The sequence below is a fragment of the Bacillus sp. ISL-18 genome (assembly GCF_018613415.1).
Taxonomy (GTDB): Bacteria; Bacillota; Bacilli; order Bacillales; family Cytobacillaceae; genus Neobacillus.
The window spans coordinates 464,199-478,566 of record NZ_JAGGQG010000010.1; the positions used below are offsets into that span (position 1 = coordinate 464,199).

General features: G+C 33.9%; 23 protein-coding genes. All 23 read right to left on the reverse strand.

Features of this window, described 5'->3' with window-relative positions; translation table 11 throughout:
* Positions 1–2: 2 nt before the first annotated feature.
* Positions 3–1,202, reverse strand: coding sequence for a siphovirus ReqiPepy6 Gp37-like family protein (locus J7E81_RS15440; protein WP_215043530.1), 1,200 nt, complete (start codon positions 1,200–1,202; stop codon positions 3–5).
* 2 nt (positions 1,203–1,204) lie between these two features.
* On the reverse strand, positions 1,205–2,065 hold the full coding sequence (locus J7E81_RS15445) for a phage distal tail protein (protein WP_215043532.1): 861 nt from the start codon (positions 2,063–2,065) through the stop codon (positions 1,205–1,207).
* Positions 2,058–3,812, reverse strand: coding sequence for a phage tail protein (locus J7E81_RS15450; protein ID WP_215043534.1), 1,755 nt, complete (start codon positions 3,810–3,812; stop codon positions 2,058–2,060). Before J7E81_RS15450 ends, J7E81_RS15445 begins: the two co-directional genes overlap by 8 nt.
* Before the next feature lie 38 nt (positions 3,813–3,850).
* Positions 3,851–4,096, reverse strand: a complete 246-nt coding sequence (locus J7E81_RS15455; protein ID WP_215043536.1) for a hypothetical protein — start codon at positions 4,094–4,096, stop codon at positions 3,851–3,853.
* 47 nt (positions 4,097–4,143) lie between these two features.
* On the reverse strand, positions 4,144–4,470 hold the full coding sequence (locus J7E81_RS15460; protein ID WP_215043538.1) for a hypothetical protein: 327 nt from the start codon (positions 4,468–4,470) through the stop codon (positions 4,144–4,146).
* Positions 4,470–5,039 carry a hypothetical protein gene (locus tag J7E81_RS15465; protein WP_215043540.1) on the reverse strand — a complete coding sequence of 190 codons (570 nt, stop codon included), beginning with the start codon at positions 5,037–5,039 and terminating at the stop codon, positions 4,470–4,472. Before J7E81_RS15465 ends, J7E81_RS15460 begins: the two co-directional genes overlap by 1 nt.
* A gap of 8 nt (positions 5,040–5,047) precedes the next feature.
* Entirely contained in the window at positions 5,048–5,407 is a 360-nt protein-coding gene (locus J7E81_RS15470; protein ID WP_215043542.1) for a gp17 family tail completion protein, read from the reverse strand.
* Positions 5,394–5,840 carry an HK97-gp10 family putative phage morphogenesis protein gene (locus J7E81_RS15475; protein ID WP_215043544.1) on the reverse strand — a complete coding sequence of 149 codons (447 nt, stop codon included), beginning with the start codon at positions 5,838–5,840 and terminating at the stop codon, positions 5,394–5,396. Before J7E81_RS15475 ends, J7E81_RS15470 begins: the two co-directional genes overlap by 14 nt.
* The gene (locus tag J7E81_RS15480; RefSeq protein ID WP_215043546.1) at positions 5,827–6,159 is read right to left on the reverse strand and encodes a phage head-tail adapter protein; all 333 of its coding nucleotides are present in this window, start codon (positions 6,157–6,159) and stop codon (positions 5,827–5,829) included. The genes J7E81_RS15475 and J7E81_RS15480 overlap by 14 nt, the downstream gene beginning before the upstream one ends.
* The gene (locus tag J7E81_RS15485) at positions 6,156–6,431 is read right to left on the reverse strand and encodes a hypothetical protein (RefSeq protein ID WP_215043548.1); all 276 of its coding nucleotides are present in this window, start codon (positions 6,429–6,431) and stop codon (positions 6,156–6,158) included. The genes J7E81_RS15480 and J7E81_RS15485 overlap by 4 nt, the downstream gene beginning before the upstream one ends.
* A 9-nt stretch (positions 6,432–6,440) precedes the next feature.
* Positions 6,441–6,629 (reverse strand): hypothetical protein, encoded by a 189-nt coding sequence (locus J7E81_RS15490; RefSeq protein ID WP_215043549.1) that lies wholly within the window; start codon positions 6,627–6,629, stop codon positions 6,441–6,443.
* Between the two features lie 49 nt (positions 6,630–6,678).
* Complete coding sequence (locus J7E81_RS15495; RefSeq protein ID WP_215043551.1) at positions 6,679–7,857, reverse strand: phage major capsid protein; 1,179 nt, start codon at positions 7,855–7,857, stop codon at positions 6,679–6,681.
* The gene (locus J7E81_RS15500) at positions 7,854–8,417 is read right to left on the reverse strand and encodes an HK97 family phage prohead protease (protein WP_215043553.1); all 564 of its coding nucleotides are present in this window, start codon (positions 8,415–8,417) and stop codon (positions 7,854–7,856) included. The genes J7E81_RS15495 and J7E81_RS15500 overlap by 4 nt, the downstream gene beginning before the upstream one ends.
* Positions 8,410–9,600, reverse strand: coding sequence for a phage portal protein (locus J7E81_RS15505; protein WP_215043555.1), 1,191 nt, complete (start codon positions 9,598–9,600; stop codon positions 8,410–8,412). Before J7E81_RS15505 ends, J7E81_RS15500 begins: the two co-directional genes overlap by 8 nt.
* A 23-nt stretch (positions 9,601–9,623) precedes the next feature.
* Positions 9,624–11,336, reverse strand: a complete 1,713-nt coding sequence (locus J7E81_RS15510) for a terminase large subunit (protein ID WP_215044388.1) — start codon at positions 11,334–11,336, stop codon at positions 9,624–9,626.
* 25 nt (positions 11,337–11,361) lie between these two features.
* Entirely contained in the window at positions 11,362–11,712 is a 351-nt protein-coding gene (locus J7E81_RS15515; RefSeq protein ID WP_215043557.1) for a P27 family phage terminase small subunit, read from the reverse strand.
* 159 nt (positions 11,713–11,871) lie between these two features.
* Positions 11,872–12,159, reverse strand: coding sequence for an HNH endonuclease (locus J7E81_RS15520; RefSeq protein WP_215043559.1), 288 nt, complete (start codon positions 12,157–12,159; stop codon positions 11,872–11,874).
* A gap of 58 nt (positions 12,160–12,217) precedes the next feature.
* The gene (locus J7E81_RS15525; protein ID WP_215043561.1) at positions 12,218–12,424 is read right to left on the reverse strand and encodes a YqaE/Pmp3 family membrane protein; all 207 of its coding nucleotides are present in this window, start codon (positions 12,422–12,424) and stop codon (positions 12,218–12,220) included.
* A gap of 71 nt (positions 12,425–12,495) precedes the next feature.
* The gene (locus tag J7E81_RS15530) at positions 12,496–12,663 is read right to left on the reverse strand and encodes a hypothetical protein (protein ID WP_215043563.1); all 168 of its coding nucleotides are present in this window, start codon (positions 12,661–12,663) and stop codon (positions 12,496–12,498) included.
* Between the two features lie 69 nt (positions 12,664–12,732).
* Positions 12,733–13,104: a DUF6173 family protein gene (locus tag J7E81_RS15535; RefSeq protein WP_215043565.1), complete on the reverse strand. Its 372-nt coding sequence runs from the start codon at positions 13,102–13,104 to the stop codon at positions 12,733–12,735.
* A gap of 52 nt (positions 13,105–13,156) precedes the next feature.
* Positions 13,157–13,465 carry a hypothetical protein gene (locus tag J7E81_RS15540; RefSeq protein ID WP_215043567.1) on the reverse strand — a complete coding sequence of 103 codons (309 nt, stop codon included), beginning with the start codon at positions 13,463–13,465 and terminating at the stop codon, positions 13,157–13,159.
* Positions 13,466–13,523: 58 nt separating this feature from the next.
* Positions 13,524–13,709, reverse strand: coding sequence for a hypothetical protein (locus J7E81_RS15545; RefSeq protein ID WP_215043569.1), 186 nt, complete (start codon positions 13,707–13,709; stop codon positions 13,524–13,526).
* A 69-nt stretch (positions 13,710–13,778) separates the two neighbouring features.
* Positions 13,779–14,336, reverse strand: coding sequence for an HNH endonuclease (locus J7E81_RS15550; protein ID WP_215043571.1), 558 nt, complete (start codon positions 14,334–14,336; stop codon positions 13,779–13,781).
* Positions 14,337–14,368 lie beyond the last annotated feature (32 nt).

The following is a 14,368-nucleotide window of genomic DNA, read 5'->3' on the forward strand; positions in this document are numbered from 1 at the left end:
AATCAGCTCCTTTCTAAGTGACTTACCCTTTTTGTTAATTTTTTCATTTTCTTAAATATCCCTAAACCTTGTGATGATAATGATTCAGGTGTACCAATTGTTGGATTTATTGAAACTCCATTTTGATCAATTGTAAGTTTGATTTCTCGTACTACATCCTGAATAACTTGTAATTTTTCTTGAGTTTTTCTTATTTGATAATCAGACAGAAAATAATATATCGTATCAACTTCAACGACTTCATTAGGTTGGGTGATAATTATTGATACTTTATCACCTAAATTATAATCACGACCAAAGGATAAACTTTCTGTCTCAATTGGAGTTATACTTAAACTATTCTTAATGGATTTTTCAGTAAGCTCTTGATTGAGTGATTGGGTTAATTCTGCTTGGTCAGTTGTATTCCTTTGGTCAACAAATGATTCAATTCGACCATATTCTGTGATACTTGCAGAATCCCCATTTTGAAGAGTGATTCTAGCCTTTCCTTCTCCACCTCCACCAACTATTACATAATTAGTTTCAGGGTCTTCAGAAGTGTATTCAAATTCACTTAAGTTGCCGAGTAAAGGACTAAATATTGCAGTTTTCGTTTTATCTTCTGGTTGATAAACTTGAAATTCAAGACTTTTATTGACTTGGATTGTCCGAAAACCTAAGTCTCCACCAGCAAGTGCTAATGATGTTGATAAATCCAAAAGCGTTTCAAATCTACCATTTCCAGTAACCTTTTTACCTAACCCTATATCTTCTTCAATCACAAAATTTGGAATCTGTCTTTCTAGTCTGGCACGAGAGCCTAAATTAAAAGAAACATACTGTTTTATAATGGATTCAGCTAATCCTGTACGGACATCATAATCCTTTAATGTAAACTGTCCATTTGGCTCAGGGTAAACAAGTCTTCTTAATAACCAAATAGAATCGTCTACACCACTAATTTGTAATTTGTCTTCATTGGCATTCCATTTTCTATTTTTCTTAGTTGCTAACCCTGAAAAGATTACTTTTCCGTCATTTATTACAACAATTCCTGATTTTGACTTTATTATTTCCTTAGCTGCTTTACAGTTTGTAGGTAAATTTAAAACCCATGTCCCATAACTGTTATATTTTAGAACCATTTCAAGAGATTGATAATCGTCAATCTCTGCAACTCTATTTAAATATTGATCTCTAACATATAATTTATAGCCCATTCTTAAACACACCAATATCTAGGGGTGTAAGATAGTTGTACAGATGATTCACTTGTGGCATTAGACATTTCAATCCGAATATTATTTACTCCAGATTGTAAAGTCCACAAGGAAGAATTATCATCAGTTTGAGTACCAAACAAGTTAGTACCATCCCCTTTAGTGATACTTTTCTTTTTTGGTTTTGTGTCAATGGTAATGATTTCTCCGACTCCTAAAGAAGTTTCAAGATTAGTTAATTCACCTGTGGTCAAATTTCTAAGAAAAATATTGTCACCGGGTCCCTGAATTATCCATTCTGGGTGACACTCGATATCTCCAATATTATCTATTGAAAAGTCAGCGAAAACGGATGATGAAGACAATCTCAATGGAAAGAAAGGAAAGAAAGTGGCTGTCTGTCCTATCGAAAATGTTTCTACAATTGTATTAGTGTCATACCAATAAGGGTCAAAAGCATGAAAAACTAATACTGCATTTTGCCACCAAAACCCTTTATTGTCTCTACCTTCAGAACCTTCCATCCCTGAGATATACTGACAATATAACTCCCTTTGACTACCATCAACAGCGATTGATTTTAATTTACCTTCTTTGAAAGGATTAATCATTTTCAAGATTCTTCTCATTAATTGCCTTAATTCAATCTCTGAATCTGCTTGTAAAAATAATGGAATGTCTACATCACGAGGACTTACTTTTACATGTCTTTTTCTAGTTCCTGCTTGAAATGGTACTTCTTCTTCCACAATACTAACAGGTGGCATAAAACGACCAGTCATGCCTGATAAAACTTTAAAATTATTATCGGACAAAGGTTGTTCAGTGCCGTTTGCATCAATCCAATACAGTTTATCAGCCATACAGCACCTCCAATCTTTGCAATGTACGACCTAATTCTTTTTCATCCATTACAGCTTTTTGTGAATTTACTGTGATATAAGTGTCTCCACCACTTTTTAATGTGTTACGTGTTGCATTAGCTGGATCAATCTTTGAACCTCTAGGAAGAGTCACAAGTTCGGGACCCATTTCACCAACGAGGGTTCGACCACCTTCGAAATAGTTTGTTCCTGTTGCATTCTTTGCAGTACCTCTACCAGAAGTAGTCCTTTTTTCTTCAACTTCGACAGTTTTCTTTTTTGATGGTTTATCATTCCATTTACCTAACCAATCAACCGCCTTTTTGATTGCATTAGTCACATCTTCGAATATTCCTACAACATCATCAATAACATTGAAAATTGTATTAAATGAATCTTCTATTGCCGATTGAATTTTTGGTAAATATGGACTTACCCATTCCCATAATTTTTTCAGAACTGGAAGTAGGAAATTTTCAAATACATCCCAAACTATTTTTACTACATTTGAAATGATACGAAATACTTTTTCTACGATACTTTGAATCTGTGGCATTTTAGATTGTATGAATTCAAACAATCTCAATAGGATTGGTAGGATATTATCTTTGAAAAATGCCCAAACCGATGATGCTACTTGTACTATTTTTGCGAAAACTGCACTTACTGTTGCACGAATGGTTGGCATATTACTCATAATCCAATTGTACAAACTCACCAAAATTGGAAGAATATTTTGTTTAAAGAAACTCCATAATGTTTTTGCTATTTCCCACATAGCTAAAAAGACAGTCGTAAATATTTGTTTGGTTACAGGAAGATTACCTTGCATAAAGCTAAATAGACCCATAAAAACAGGTGTTAAATTAGTTTTTATAAATGACCATAATTGAGAAAGTATTGGAAGGAAGTATTGTTTGATTACTCCAACTACTACATTTACAACTGTAGATAATGCTTTGAAAACAGTATCCATTGTTGATTTAATAGATGGCATATTTGCAACAACCCAATCAAGCATTTTTGAAAAGATTGGCATTAATTGAATTCCGATTTGGGTAACGATACCTGAGAAAGTGGTTTTAGCACCTTCCCATTTCTGTCTAAATTGTTCTGCTTTATTTAAATCATCATCACTGATTACATTTGCATTGTCTTTCATTTTTTGTAATTGATCAGCAGTCATATTTAGGACAGGTGCTAACTCTTCACCAGTTGTACTTAACATTGCTGTAGCAATTGCATTTCGTTCAGTTTCGTTCTTCATACCTTGTAGTCCTGTAATCGTTTCGTTGAATAATTGTTCTTGTGATTTCAAATGCCCACTTGAGTCCTTTACGGAAACTCCTAACTTTTTAAACATGTCTGCATTTTCACCAGCACCTGAAGCTGCATCCATTGCACGTTCTGCTAATGCTGCCATATCACCTGATGCTGCTTCCATAGAAAAGCCAAAGTTTTTAGCAACAGAATCCCATTCCTGAAATCCTTTTTTGCTCATGCCTGTAACTTGAGAAAACTTATTAATTTCTGATGCAGTTTCCATTGTCTTAGCCATCAAACCGCCAACTGCCCCTACAGCAACACCTACACCAGCAGCTATAACACCGCCAACTTTACCAGCAATACCGCCTAGTTTTTCAAATTTACCACCTGTTGATTCAGCTTTTTGATCAGTGTTATCCAATGCTTTATTTGCTTCATCATTGTTGACAAATACTGTTCCAAACAGCTTAAATAATTCCACTATCTCACCGCCTTTCTAAAGAGATAAAAAAAAGCGTCCTAAGTATCAGAACGCTTCAAACTTTTTAAAATATTCTCTGCATCTTGTATTATTTCATCATCTGAACGATTGTCTTTTACTCTCCGTGGTTGTTTTAGTTGTTTCAAATAATCGTTGAATGAAATAAAGTTTTCTTTTGTCATATTTTGATAAGCAACTAACCATTGTTCCCAAGCTTGACGTTCGGTGTCTTTCTCTACAGCTTTGACATAAAGATTGATACCTTGTTCAGCAGGTAATGACATAATAAAAGACATGTCTCCATACCTATGCAACAAGGTATCTAACATGTCTACTTCATCAAGTGGGAGACACTGGATAAAAAACTTTTCATCCCTTTATGGTTTACGAATTCCATAATCAACTCTGTTGTTGCTTCAAGACTTAGATTCTCAATTTGTGACTTTTCTACACCTTTTAAACTAGCAAGAAATTCAGTAACTTCAGCTTGTGCTTGACCTAAATTTTCTAAACAAGAAAATAAAAACTTAGCACCAATTTCTTTTTCGCTTGTATTTTCATCAATACTAGCAAAAATAGTACGAGCCTGTTGACTAATTTCAGCTTTCTTAATGATACGAATAACAGCAAAAACATCTGTAAATTTTAAATCACGCATTATCCTACCACCTTAGGAAAGTAGATACGGTAAGCCGCTTCTCCTGCTACTTCTTCATGTCCAGTAAACACTACAGGAATAACCGCTTCCCCTTTATCTGATGTTGAAATTGTAAGACCTTCTAAAGAAATTGCATTGTCAATCACAATAACTATAGGTTTTGCACTACCAGAAATACGTCCAACAAATGCAATATTATCAAGGTAATCAGTTAATTCGATTTTACCTTTAGATGTAATAATGTCATAGTTTGTATCTGAAGTTGTAGTTGATCCTGCAATTGCAAGAGCAAGGTTTTGTGCTGTTACTTCTTTTAAGTTAACTGTTAAACTAGGAATCTCTGAGTCAATTACTGAATTACCTTTAAATTGACCTTTAACTCCGTCTACCTCGATATGTCTGATTTCTTGAGCCAATGCAAATTCATTACCACCACTAGTTGCACCCAATAATGTTCCTGTAAATTCACCTGTTGCTGGTGTGTAAATTAAATTCTTATAGATAGCCCCTGCATCCATTAAATAGTTAAGTGGGGTATTTGCTGTTAATCCATTAGTTTGTATTGCCATTCATTTCACTACCTTTCGTATAATCTTCCTAAAAATATATTTGTCCTTCTGCTTAATAGAGCATTATCATCTGGTACAACTAGCTGTCTATCTAAATACATTGACATGAATAGATTGTCGTTTAGTATAACCTGTCTATTTAAGCCATTCTTAACACTAACCATTAAGTCCTCTAATTCTGTAGTATCTTCTTTGTTATCCCAACCATCTACATCTAGAGTGACCATTTTTAAATTATCGCTTAAATCAGTTATTTCAATTGTATAAACTAAGTAAGGAAATTGAGCATTATCAGGAGCCTTTAGGAAATAAACACGGGGATGAATAGAAGTTAGTTGGGATTTAATCGCTTGTCTAATTGTCTTCATCACCTATCTCCTCCTCTTCATCAATTAGCCCTCTAGCTCTGTTTTCATCTTCAATCGCTTGTAAATACTGACCTTGAATAATACGGATTTGATCAATATTTTCATAAACAGTATCTCTAATAATATGTCTTGCTGGTTGATTGTTTGTTCCTAACTCGTGGTCTGCACCATACCATGTATCATGCTTTACACCAATCTGTAAATCACCCTCACGTTTCCTCACCCAATATTGAAATGCGTTCGGAATACGTTTAGTTTTTCCCATACCTCTCAGCCTACGTGCTTTATCAAGTATCCTTCTTCTAATTAATTTCGCTGTATCCTTTAATGCTGCCCTTGTTAATTCTTGAATAGTGTATTTTGTTCTATCTACATTGGAAGTAAATTCAACACCATTCTTTTTTACTTTTGTAACTGATTTAGGCATTGGCATTGTTGCCAACTCCTTCACAAACCAATTCTATAGTTTCAAGATCCTCAAGACCTTTAGATTGCTTTGGTTTAAAAGTACGAATAACCTTGTATTTATTTCCTTCAAATTCAACCATACTTTGTTTCTCATATTCATACTGATTCACAATGAAAACAATTTCAGGTTTCATCCCATGACTAGCAGCAGCATAATGTTCTGAACGAGTAACAGATGCAACATCACATAAAATATTAGTGTGTTCTTCTGTACTAATTGAATCACCCATATCATTTTGGGAATAAATTGGTTTAATTAATATTAACTCATAATCAAATGTCATGATGAAACACCACCAGAACGGATTATTAAGTTATGTAACCGATATTGTAAATGCCTTGGCATACTGTTACCACTATCACGATTTTGATACCGCCATGTTGAGAAATCTGCAACGAACATTAAATGGTATGAATTAAACTCATCAAGCACCAAGCCTTGTTCCTCTGATAATTCTGTTAAGACAGCTTCAATAATTGCCAACAGATATAAATCTCTTACAGTTGATGAGATACCCAAACGAGCCTTAACTAACTGTAATACTTCAGTTCCCATCTAATACACCTACTTTTTTGTTGCTGTTTTTGTTCCTGACTTAGCTTTGATTTCTTCAATAAAATCTCCTGCCTTTTTTATCTCATCAAAACGATCTTTAGAAACGGTGAACTCATCGCCCACCGCTCTAAATACTTCTTCGTTTTGGATTTTACTTTCAACTAAATCTACAAAGTTTTTAAGTACTTTGACTTTCATTTACTTAACCTCCAAAACTATCTACTTTCGTATGTCAAATTATTTAATATTAAACTGCTGGTGTGTATGTGATATAGAATCCTGCTTCAGAATCAGTTTTCTCAACATCAAAACGAACGAAAGCAGCAAGTAATTCCCCATACACGTCATTATCAGTCCATTTAACAGAAGCACGTTTACGGTCAAACAAAGTAACTGCCGCTTTTGGATCACCGATAAATCCTTTTAAGTCACCATCAGCAGTACCAATCATGTCATCATCTAATACGATTACTTCTTTACCGAATAATTTCTTACCAGATTCAACAGTAGCATCAGGAGTTAATAGGTAACGTCCATCAGCATCTTTAAGTAGGTCAAGAGCATTGAATAAAGAAGCAGAAAGAATTGCTTTTACTGCGTATACTTTCTTGATGTCTTTGTTGATTACAGTTTTAATTCCATCTACACCAGTTACAGCTTTAGCAGGTACAGTTTTAAGTACAGATGCAATAGCAAAGTTTTTAGTATTTAATTCTTGATCATTGATTTCAGAAGCAATCATACCTGTTACATCATAATCAGCATCTTCGATTGATTCTGAAGAAACTGGAATAAATCCACGGTAAGTTTCAATGTCATAAGCTACTTCTGTAATTACTGGTTTAGCTAGTTCTGGATTAGCAGCTAGTTCAGATTGAGATGCCATCTTGCTACCTGACTTCTTGATTACTGGATATTTACCAGAACCACTAGTTACTGGAACTACATTTACTAATTTAGCTAAATCAAGTACATCTGCTGGAACTTCTTGTGGCTTTAATAGTTCTTCAGGGATTAATGCCCCACCTTCTACAGAAGTGAATCCTGCACGTTCTTGACCTTTTGAGCGAATATATGCATTAATACCATCTCTTACTTCTTCATTACCTTTTTTCATTTTACGTTGTCCCCCTTCAGGATTATCATTTTGGTTTGGTGTTTTTTGGTTTGATTCTTCAAGTGCTAATTCCAATGCTTGAATTTCTTTTTCTAAATTTGATTTTTCTTCTTCTTTTGCAGTTAATTCAGATTGAATTTCTTCAACTGACTTTTCTACAGTCGCTAAATCTTCCTCATTAGTAGCTTCATCAATTGCTCTAACAAGTTCATCTGAGCGTTCTTGTACTTCCTTAATTTCAGATAGTTTTACTTCTAAGGCACTACGCTTAAGTTTTAACTTAGCAGCCACAATTACTGGATTACTCATTTACTTAACATCTCCTTTAGTTTCTGTTTCCTAGTGTTTAATTTTTCAAGTTTGATAGCTTCAATGTCTTGTTGTCTTGCTGCAATTTCTGTTTGTGGGTATGCAGGAAAAGTTACTGCCGATACCTCAAAAACATCTGCTTCACGTATAATAAATTTTGTTGTACCATCAGTACGTATCTCATAGTCTTCCTTGACAGGGAAAAAGCCAAAACTACAGGAGTTTATATCGCCCCTTTGAATACGTGCATATATAGCCATTGCTTCAGGGTCATTACGATTGATTTCAACTTTTCCATAGAGTCCTTTATCATCTGATTTCAACTCTAAAGTTTTGTTTCCCACCCTACCTAAAACGACACCTGTATCATGATTAAATAAACAACGAATATCATTTTTCTCTAAACTTTTTAGAACCGCTTGTGGTGATACTTCTTCAAATACACCATCATAAAGTTCAGTTTCTTGGTTATACCGAATGAAATATCCTTCGATAAATAACTTTTCTTCATGTTCCTCTGCCCTAAATTTGCTTTCTAAAAAAGAGGTACGCTTATTCATTAGTGTTTTCACCCCCCTTCAACTTCTCTTGATCACCTAATTGACCAGCAGGAATGTAATTTTCTAAAACAATTAACTCTTCCATTTCATCATCAGGGTCTAATCCAACCCAATCCCTTAATTCATTCCTTCGCATAGCGTTCATTTGTACCATTGAACCACCAGCAGTTACTAATTCAGTTAAAGCATAAGAATACAAACTTCTTGGGTTTAGTTTGAAATACAATTTCGGACTGAATAGTAAATCTCTAGTCAATGTTTGAGCAATAACCTGTGCAATAGACATGATTCGTGAATTGATGAAATTGTTATATTCGTCCTTGTTGAATGTTCCAACGCCCATAAAAAAAGCAGGTACTCCTAAGAGTCCAGCCACTGTTTTCTTATCAATTTCAACTGATTCATTAATAGCAATATCATTTAGAGAAAGAGGTTTAATTTGTTGTATTTCCAATAGTTCTGCCGGAATAATCCATGGTTCTCCTGCATTGGTTGATTTCAAGTATTTATCCTTTACGGATTCCCTACCTTCAACGGAAGCAAGCTCCTCATTCATGGCATCTACTTTGACAATAACGTTTGGCATATACTTACCACTCATGAAACTGTTTTTCGTCTTTGTAGCTTGTTGTAAGTTCTTAGTTATTTCCCTCAATGCAACTCGATAACCTGTACCTTTAAACGGATAATTAGGGTCAGGATTAATTACAAAATGTATGACTTCATCTGGTGTGTAAATAGTTTCGTTATACTCAATCAGGTATCCGTCTTTATTTTCCTTAAAAGTAACACCACCCATTTGAAACGGTGTTAAATCTTTAATGAATGTTGTCTGTTTATCTATACCAATGTGAACAACTGAGTTTCCATCACCATATAAAAGTAAGTCAGATACTATTTTGTAAATCCATCCTTTACGAGTCATATATTTATAAGGGTTTATATCAAGTTTTCGTGATAACTCATTCTTTACACGTTTATCGCCTTTGTCTGTATTCTCCATTAGATGAATAGTCATGTTTGAAACTAAGTCTGCAATTTTATCAACAGCTATTTTAACTTCTGGATTATCGGAAAGTTTCACGTATCCATTAGCTAGCATGTCATAAAATTCCACACTTGCTAATGCTTGAACTGCTGAATCAATTGAACGCTGTTGCTTTTTCCTTCCAAAGAATTTCATTTATTCACCCCCTTCCATCCAACTCAACTATTTAACCATTTACTAACACTTTGAGCAGTTGCCATATCTTCAAGCATCTGACAACATGCAAAAACTGAAGCATCGAACAAATCAATGCGTTGGTTAGCCATCACTTTTTCGTATTGAATCATATCGTCTGTCTTTTCAATAGCTTTTACATTCTGAACACAATATTCAAATGCTTGATTCCCTAAATAATACAGTTCTTGGTTTTTTGCCTTCACTTCAATACGTCTAAAGCCTTCTGATTTACGATAGAAATACTGTGGTTGGTCAACGATTCTAAAACCTGATTGTTTCATCTTTAAGAAAAACTCTCGACCAAACTTCTTATCAAATCCAACCATCTTAATTTTGAATCCTTTTTTCTTCATTCCAATAAACCAGTTAACAATATCATCATAATGAACGGTAACTGTATTACTCATTGTAAGTACTCCATCATCTTTCCAACCAAATAGAGGTATATTGTCTTCCTCTGCTTTCTGTGTCGCTCTTACAATTGGGAAGAATGCATGACTAATAGCAATATCAACTTCTTTACCATTTTTCATTGTGTATCGTCCATATAGAGATGTCGCACTAAGATCATGTAGCTTCGAGCCATCGAACCCCCCATACCAAGTGATTGGAAGTTTAGCTAATTCTTCTAACGTCCAACTATATTGAGCATTGGAATTTTTGAATTCATCAACGTTGAAGTAAGCTTTCATTGCAGATGTGTATATATTCAGTGACTTACTAAAAAAGTCTTTACGTTGCTGTGGGTCATTCTGTGCTTGTAAAGCATCATTTAATATATCGTCTGGACGAATAGTTACTCCATAATTAGGATTAGCTTTTTCATGTTGAATTGGATCAGTATAATCGACCTCACCCAGCTCATTTTCATCGGCTTTAGCTATAAACACAAAATATTTTTCATCTGTGACTGTTTTATCTAATATCTTCTGACAATATTTCAAACGGTTATAACAGAAACTTGTTTGGCTATCACCAGCAGTGGTAATTCCGACCATTAATTTGTTGGTGTATGCTTTCATAGCCTCCTTGATGATGTTATATTGCTTTGGTGAACGGTAGGCATGGAGTTCATCTGCAATTCCGATATTACACAATAGCGAGTCCTGAGCATCTGGATTAGCTGCTAATGCTTTAATATAAATTGAACCATTATTACCAAAGTCACCACTGATTGAATGTTCCTGATTGTTGTCACGAACACGGAAATTATTTTCTTCACCCATTTGTTTCAAATTAAAATTAATAAAGTTGAATGACTGCATGGACTGTTCAAGTGCCGCACCTACAATATAAATGCTCGAACCACTTTTTCTTTCTAATAACGCTAATCCCCATGAGAGAGCAGCAACAAAACGGCTCTTACCATTTTTTCTTGGCAGGAAAATGAACGCTTCTTTAAATCTTCGAATTTTTCCATTTGATTTCTTTAGATAAAAAGCCAACAGGTTATAAATAATAAACTTTTGCCACGGTTCCAAAATAAAAGGCTCACCCTTTAAAGGTGAACCATCTAATCTCTCTCCCTTGTCATGTACAAAAGTTGTTTCAATTACTTGTATAACAAACTCTGCATCTTTTGGTAAAAAGTCATACTCTGTATTATTTAGGTCATCTAAGAAACGCTGACACATTTGAATAATTTCCTTACCTGCAACCTTTACTCCACTAACGATAGACTGTGCATACTCCATAACAACAGGTTCGTTAGAAAACTTTTTAGTTACCACTTAATAACTGAGCCAACTTTGATTGTTTAGGAGCTTCAGTTGTAACTGATTGAATGGATTTTGGATTTAAACACAACCTGTCGGAGTATGCAAGTAAATCTTTTCTTAATGATTCTAATGTTGCTACAATAGCAGACTTTTTTGTACCACCAGCAGCAGTTTCTGTTTCATATTGATAACCACTTTGTTCAAATTCTTTATTCGCTCGAATATATTGAGATAATAAATCAGCGTATACATCAATTAATGGATCATATTCTTCCTTGTATACACCAAGATTTTTCATATCTCGAATCGTATTTTTCTTTAGTGCGGACTTACTTGTTGTTGGTTTTGCCATAACCATTCGCTCCTTTCTAAAAAAGTTTTCTGAAAATAGTGGAGAGGGAAAGAGTTTTGCCCATCGGTCTTTATTCCTTTGAAATTTTTTTTAAAATTTTTGGGGGGATTTGAAAAAAGTAAAAAATAATTTTGAAATAAAATATTTTTGAAATAAAATTTATTCTTCTATGTGTTTCCTCATTCTCTCCAATAGTTTCATACCTGCATTAGTTAATTCATGTGAGTCCCTATCATGAAATGAATTGTGACAATTGTTGCAACAACTATATAAGTTCGAACTCCTCATACCATACTCAGGATAATGTTCTAATGGAAAGATATGATGACATGTTGTCGCAGTAGTAGACTTACCATATCGCTTACACTCACGACATAGATACTCATCTCGCCTTAACACATTAGCCCTCTTCTTTATCCACTTAGTTGATTTATAAAAGCTAGTCATTACTTATCACCGAACCATTCAATCCAAAATAAAAAGACACCAGTATTAAACTGATGCCTTAATTATTCCTATTTGCTTTAGCTATAAGCTCTGCCTGTTTCTTCATTCGCCTATCTGCTTTCTTTTCGTTGACAACAAACAATGCATGAATAATCCCTGGCACATAAAAGAATAAACATAGCACTAAATTAATAAATGCTTGAAACGGTTTACCTACAAGCAACACAGCAACAGGTGGTAACACAATAGCCAATAGATATAACAAAAATAACCCACTCCCTTAGAATAAATGTACTGCCTATTTATTCTATATACGTTAGGATATTCCTTTAAGTTTCATCTATTCCTAAATTCTAAATAAGACACCCGTCTTTGTAACTCCCTATTTTCCTTCTTAACTTGATCAAACTGTTTATTAAATTGATGTTGCATCTTATCTAAAACTGCAGCTATAATACTTAAGCCAATTATTAATAATACAAGTCCAAAAATTAAGGTTAACAATTTATCCCTCCATTCAAGACAAAATAAAAAGGCAATCCTCGTAAGGACTGCCCTATTATAGATAATAAATTATTCATTGATAAAACCAATTTGCTTCTTAGGTTCTTCTTTACTTTCTCTTGGTAAGGAAACTAATAAAAAGCTTAATTGATTTACATGTTGATATAACTCAACTGGAGCACCAGATTCAGTTATATTTCCTATAAGTTTCAATAATTTAGCACCCTTATGACCTATCGCTGTTATATTAATTGTCACAGTCTGACCAAATGAGGCTAACATAACTCCGACTTCATGGTCTTCATCTAAATTTAAATTGTATTCATTCACTGCTTTTACAATATCCTCAGCAATTACTTCAGCATCGTCATAACGTGTAAATTTAACATTTTGTAATGCAGATACATCAGGAAGCTGAGGTCTTAAACTATTCCAATCCATAATCTCACCTCCCAAGGACAATCTTACAACAAACAAACGTTCCTAGAAAAGATTATTCCCAATGTGTAAAGGTTTTTGCTGCTTTGTTCTGAACTATTTTCCTTTTTTGTGTTACATTCTCATTTTCAGCATTTCTTTTGTTTTGTTCAATTATTTCATCTTTGCTCATTGAAATCCCGATACAAACTATTTCATGCTTATCTACAGAATATTTAATAAAATCATCACTTACAAATGAAAACCATTTACTGGATTGGATATCCTGAATTTCATTTTTATATGCTTCAACATCTTTTAAATGCGTTAGGTAAGAATATTGTTTACCACTTTTTAAGACTAAATGAATTTGATATTCTGTCATAAATCATCCCTCCTTTCCACCTATATAAACTTCTAGGCAAAAAGAAGGAATTCCTGCATCACTTAAACATTCCATCTACAACAAATGCACGATATATCTCTTCCACATCTTTAAAACAATCTTCCTTGGTATATCCATTCTTATTAATCTTCATGTACTTAGTAAATATTAAAGCTAATGTCTTTTTAGATTCCATTTCATCCATATCTTTTATTCTTTCAAAAATATCAGTTTCAAACGACATTAACATCCCTCCTACTGACTTGTTCGCCAATAAAAGGGATATTCCTGCCAAATTTATGTACGTTATGTATTAATCTTCAATAACCTTATAAGTATTGCCTAAAATAATATTCTGAATTGATCTAGCTGTAACTCCAAGTTCTTTCCCCTTCATTTTGTACCATTCAACCTTACTTCCAGACCATGTTGTAAACTCTTCTCTAATTTGATTTGCTGCCTCGTTAGATAATCTAACCTTATTCCAGTATCTATCCCTTGAATTACCTTTGTTACCCTTATCAGTAATCAATCTCAGATTCTCAATTTTATTGTTACGTGGATTCTGATCAATATGGTCAATTTGTAATCCTTGAGATAACCAAAACTCTTTTTTAGTACCATATGCAGAACTTAAGACAATTTCATGTTTATACATCGGTATTAGTTCCCCTGTTTCATCGCACTTAAGTCTGGTCATTAAGTACTGTCCATTATCACCAGTTCCTTTACAAAAATCACTTTCAATTAACCATTTATTTCTAATTTTGCTCCATACTCTTCCTGATGGTGTGTGACATAAGTAATTACTGAATCCCGGTACTGGTGTCATTTCACTTTTTAATTCTTCAAATGTTAACTTATTTTCCATTACAAAACATCCCCCTTAAAAATAAAAGAGGA

Bases quoted from the DNA above. Each gene is read 5' to 3' on its own strand.
- J7E81_RS15520 (WP_215043559.1), bottom strand. From the start codon at position 12,159: ATGACTAGCTTTTATAAATCAACTAAGTGGATAAAGAAGAGGGCTAAT.
- J7E81_RS15500 (WP_215043553.1), bottom strand. From the start codon at position 8,417: ATGAATAAGCGTACCTCTTTTTTAGAAAGCAAATTTAGGGCAGAGGAA.
- J7E81_RS15475 (WP_215043544.1), bottom strand. From the start codon at position 5,840: ATGCCAATGCCTAAATCAGTTACAAAAGTAAAAAAGAATGGTGTTGAA.
- J7E81_RS15445 (WP_215043532.1), bottom strand. From the start codon at position 2,065: ATGGCTGATAAACTGTATTGGATTGATGCAAACGGCACTGAACAACCT.
- J7E81_RS15495 (WP_215043551.1), bottom strand. From the start codon at position 7,857: ATGAGTAATCCAGTAATTGTGGCTGCTAAGTTAAAACTTAAGCGTAGT.
- J7E81_RS15480 (WP_215043546.1), bottom strand. From the start codon at position 6,159: ATGACATTTGATTATGAGTTAATATTAATTAAACCAATTTATTCCCAA.
- J7E81_RS15440 (WP_215043530.1), bottom strand. From the start codon at position 1,202: ATGGGCTATAAATTATATGTTAGAGATCAATATTTAAATAGAGTTGCA.
- J7E81_RS15465 (WP_215043540.1), bottom strand. From the start codon at position 5,039: ATGGCAATACAAACTAATGGATTAACAGCAAATACCCCACTTAACTAT.
- J7E81_RS15485 (WP_215043548.1), bottom strand. From the start codon at position 6,431: ATGGGAACTGAAGTATTACAGTTAGTTAAGGCTCGTTTGGGTATCTCA.
- J7E81_RS15545 (WP_215043569.1), bottom strand. From the start codon at position 13,709: ATGTCGTTTGAAACTGATATTTTTGAAAGAATAAAAGATATGGATGAA.
- J7E81_RS15540 (WP_215043567.1), bottom strand. From the start codon at position 13,465: ATGACAGAATATCAAATTCATTTAGTCTTAAAAAGTGGTAAACAATAT.
- J7E81_RS15460 (WP_215043538.1), bottom strand. From the start codon at position 4,470: ATGCGTGATTTAAAATTTACAGATGTTTTTGCTGTTATTCGTATCATT.
- J7E81_RS15490 (WP_215043549.1), bottom strand. From the start codon at position 6,629: ATGAAAGTCAAAGTACTTAAAAACTTTGTAGATTTAGTTGAAAGTAAA.
- J7E81_RS15515 (WP_215043557.1), bottom strand. From the start codon at position 11,712: ATGGCAAAACCAACAACAAGTAAGTCCGCACTAAAGAAAAATACGATT.
- J7E81_RS15510 (WP_215044388.1), bottom strand. From the start codon at position 11,336: ATGGAGTATGCACAGTCTATCGTTAGTGGAGTAAAGGTTGCAGGTAAG.
- J7E81_RS15535 (WP_215043565.1), bottom strand. From the start codon at position 13,104: ATGGATTGGAATAGTTTAAGACCTCAGCTTCCTGATGTATCTGCATTA.
- J7E81_RS15455 (WP_215043536.1), bottom strand. From the start codon at position 4,096: ATGTCATTACCTGCTGAACAAGGTATCAATCTTTATGTCAAAGCTGTA.
- J7E81_RS15550 (WP_215043571.1), bottom strand. From the start codon at position 14,336: ATGGAAAATAAGTTAACATTTGAAGAATTAAAAAGTGAAATGACACCA.
- J7E81_RS15470 (WP_215043542.1), bottom strand. From the start codon at position 5,407: ATGAAGACAATTAGACAAGCGATTAAATCCCAACTAACTTCTATTCAT.
- J7E81_RS15505 (WP_215043555.1), bottom strand. From the start codon at position 9,600: ATGAAATTCTTTGGAAGGAAAAAGCAACAGCGTTCAATTGATTCAGCA.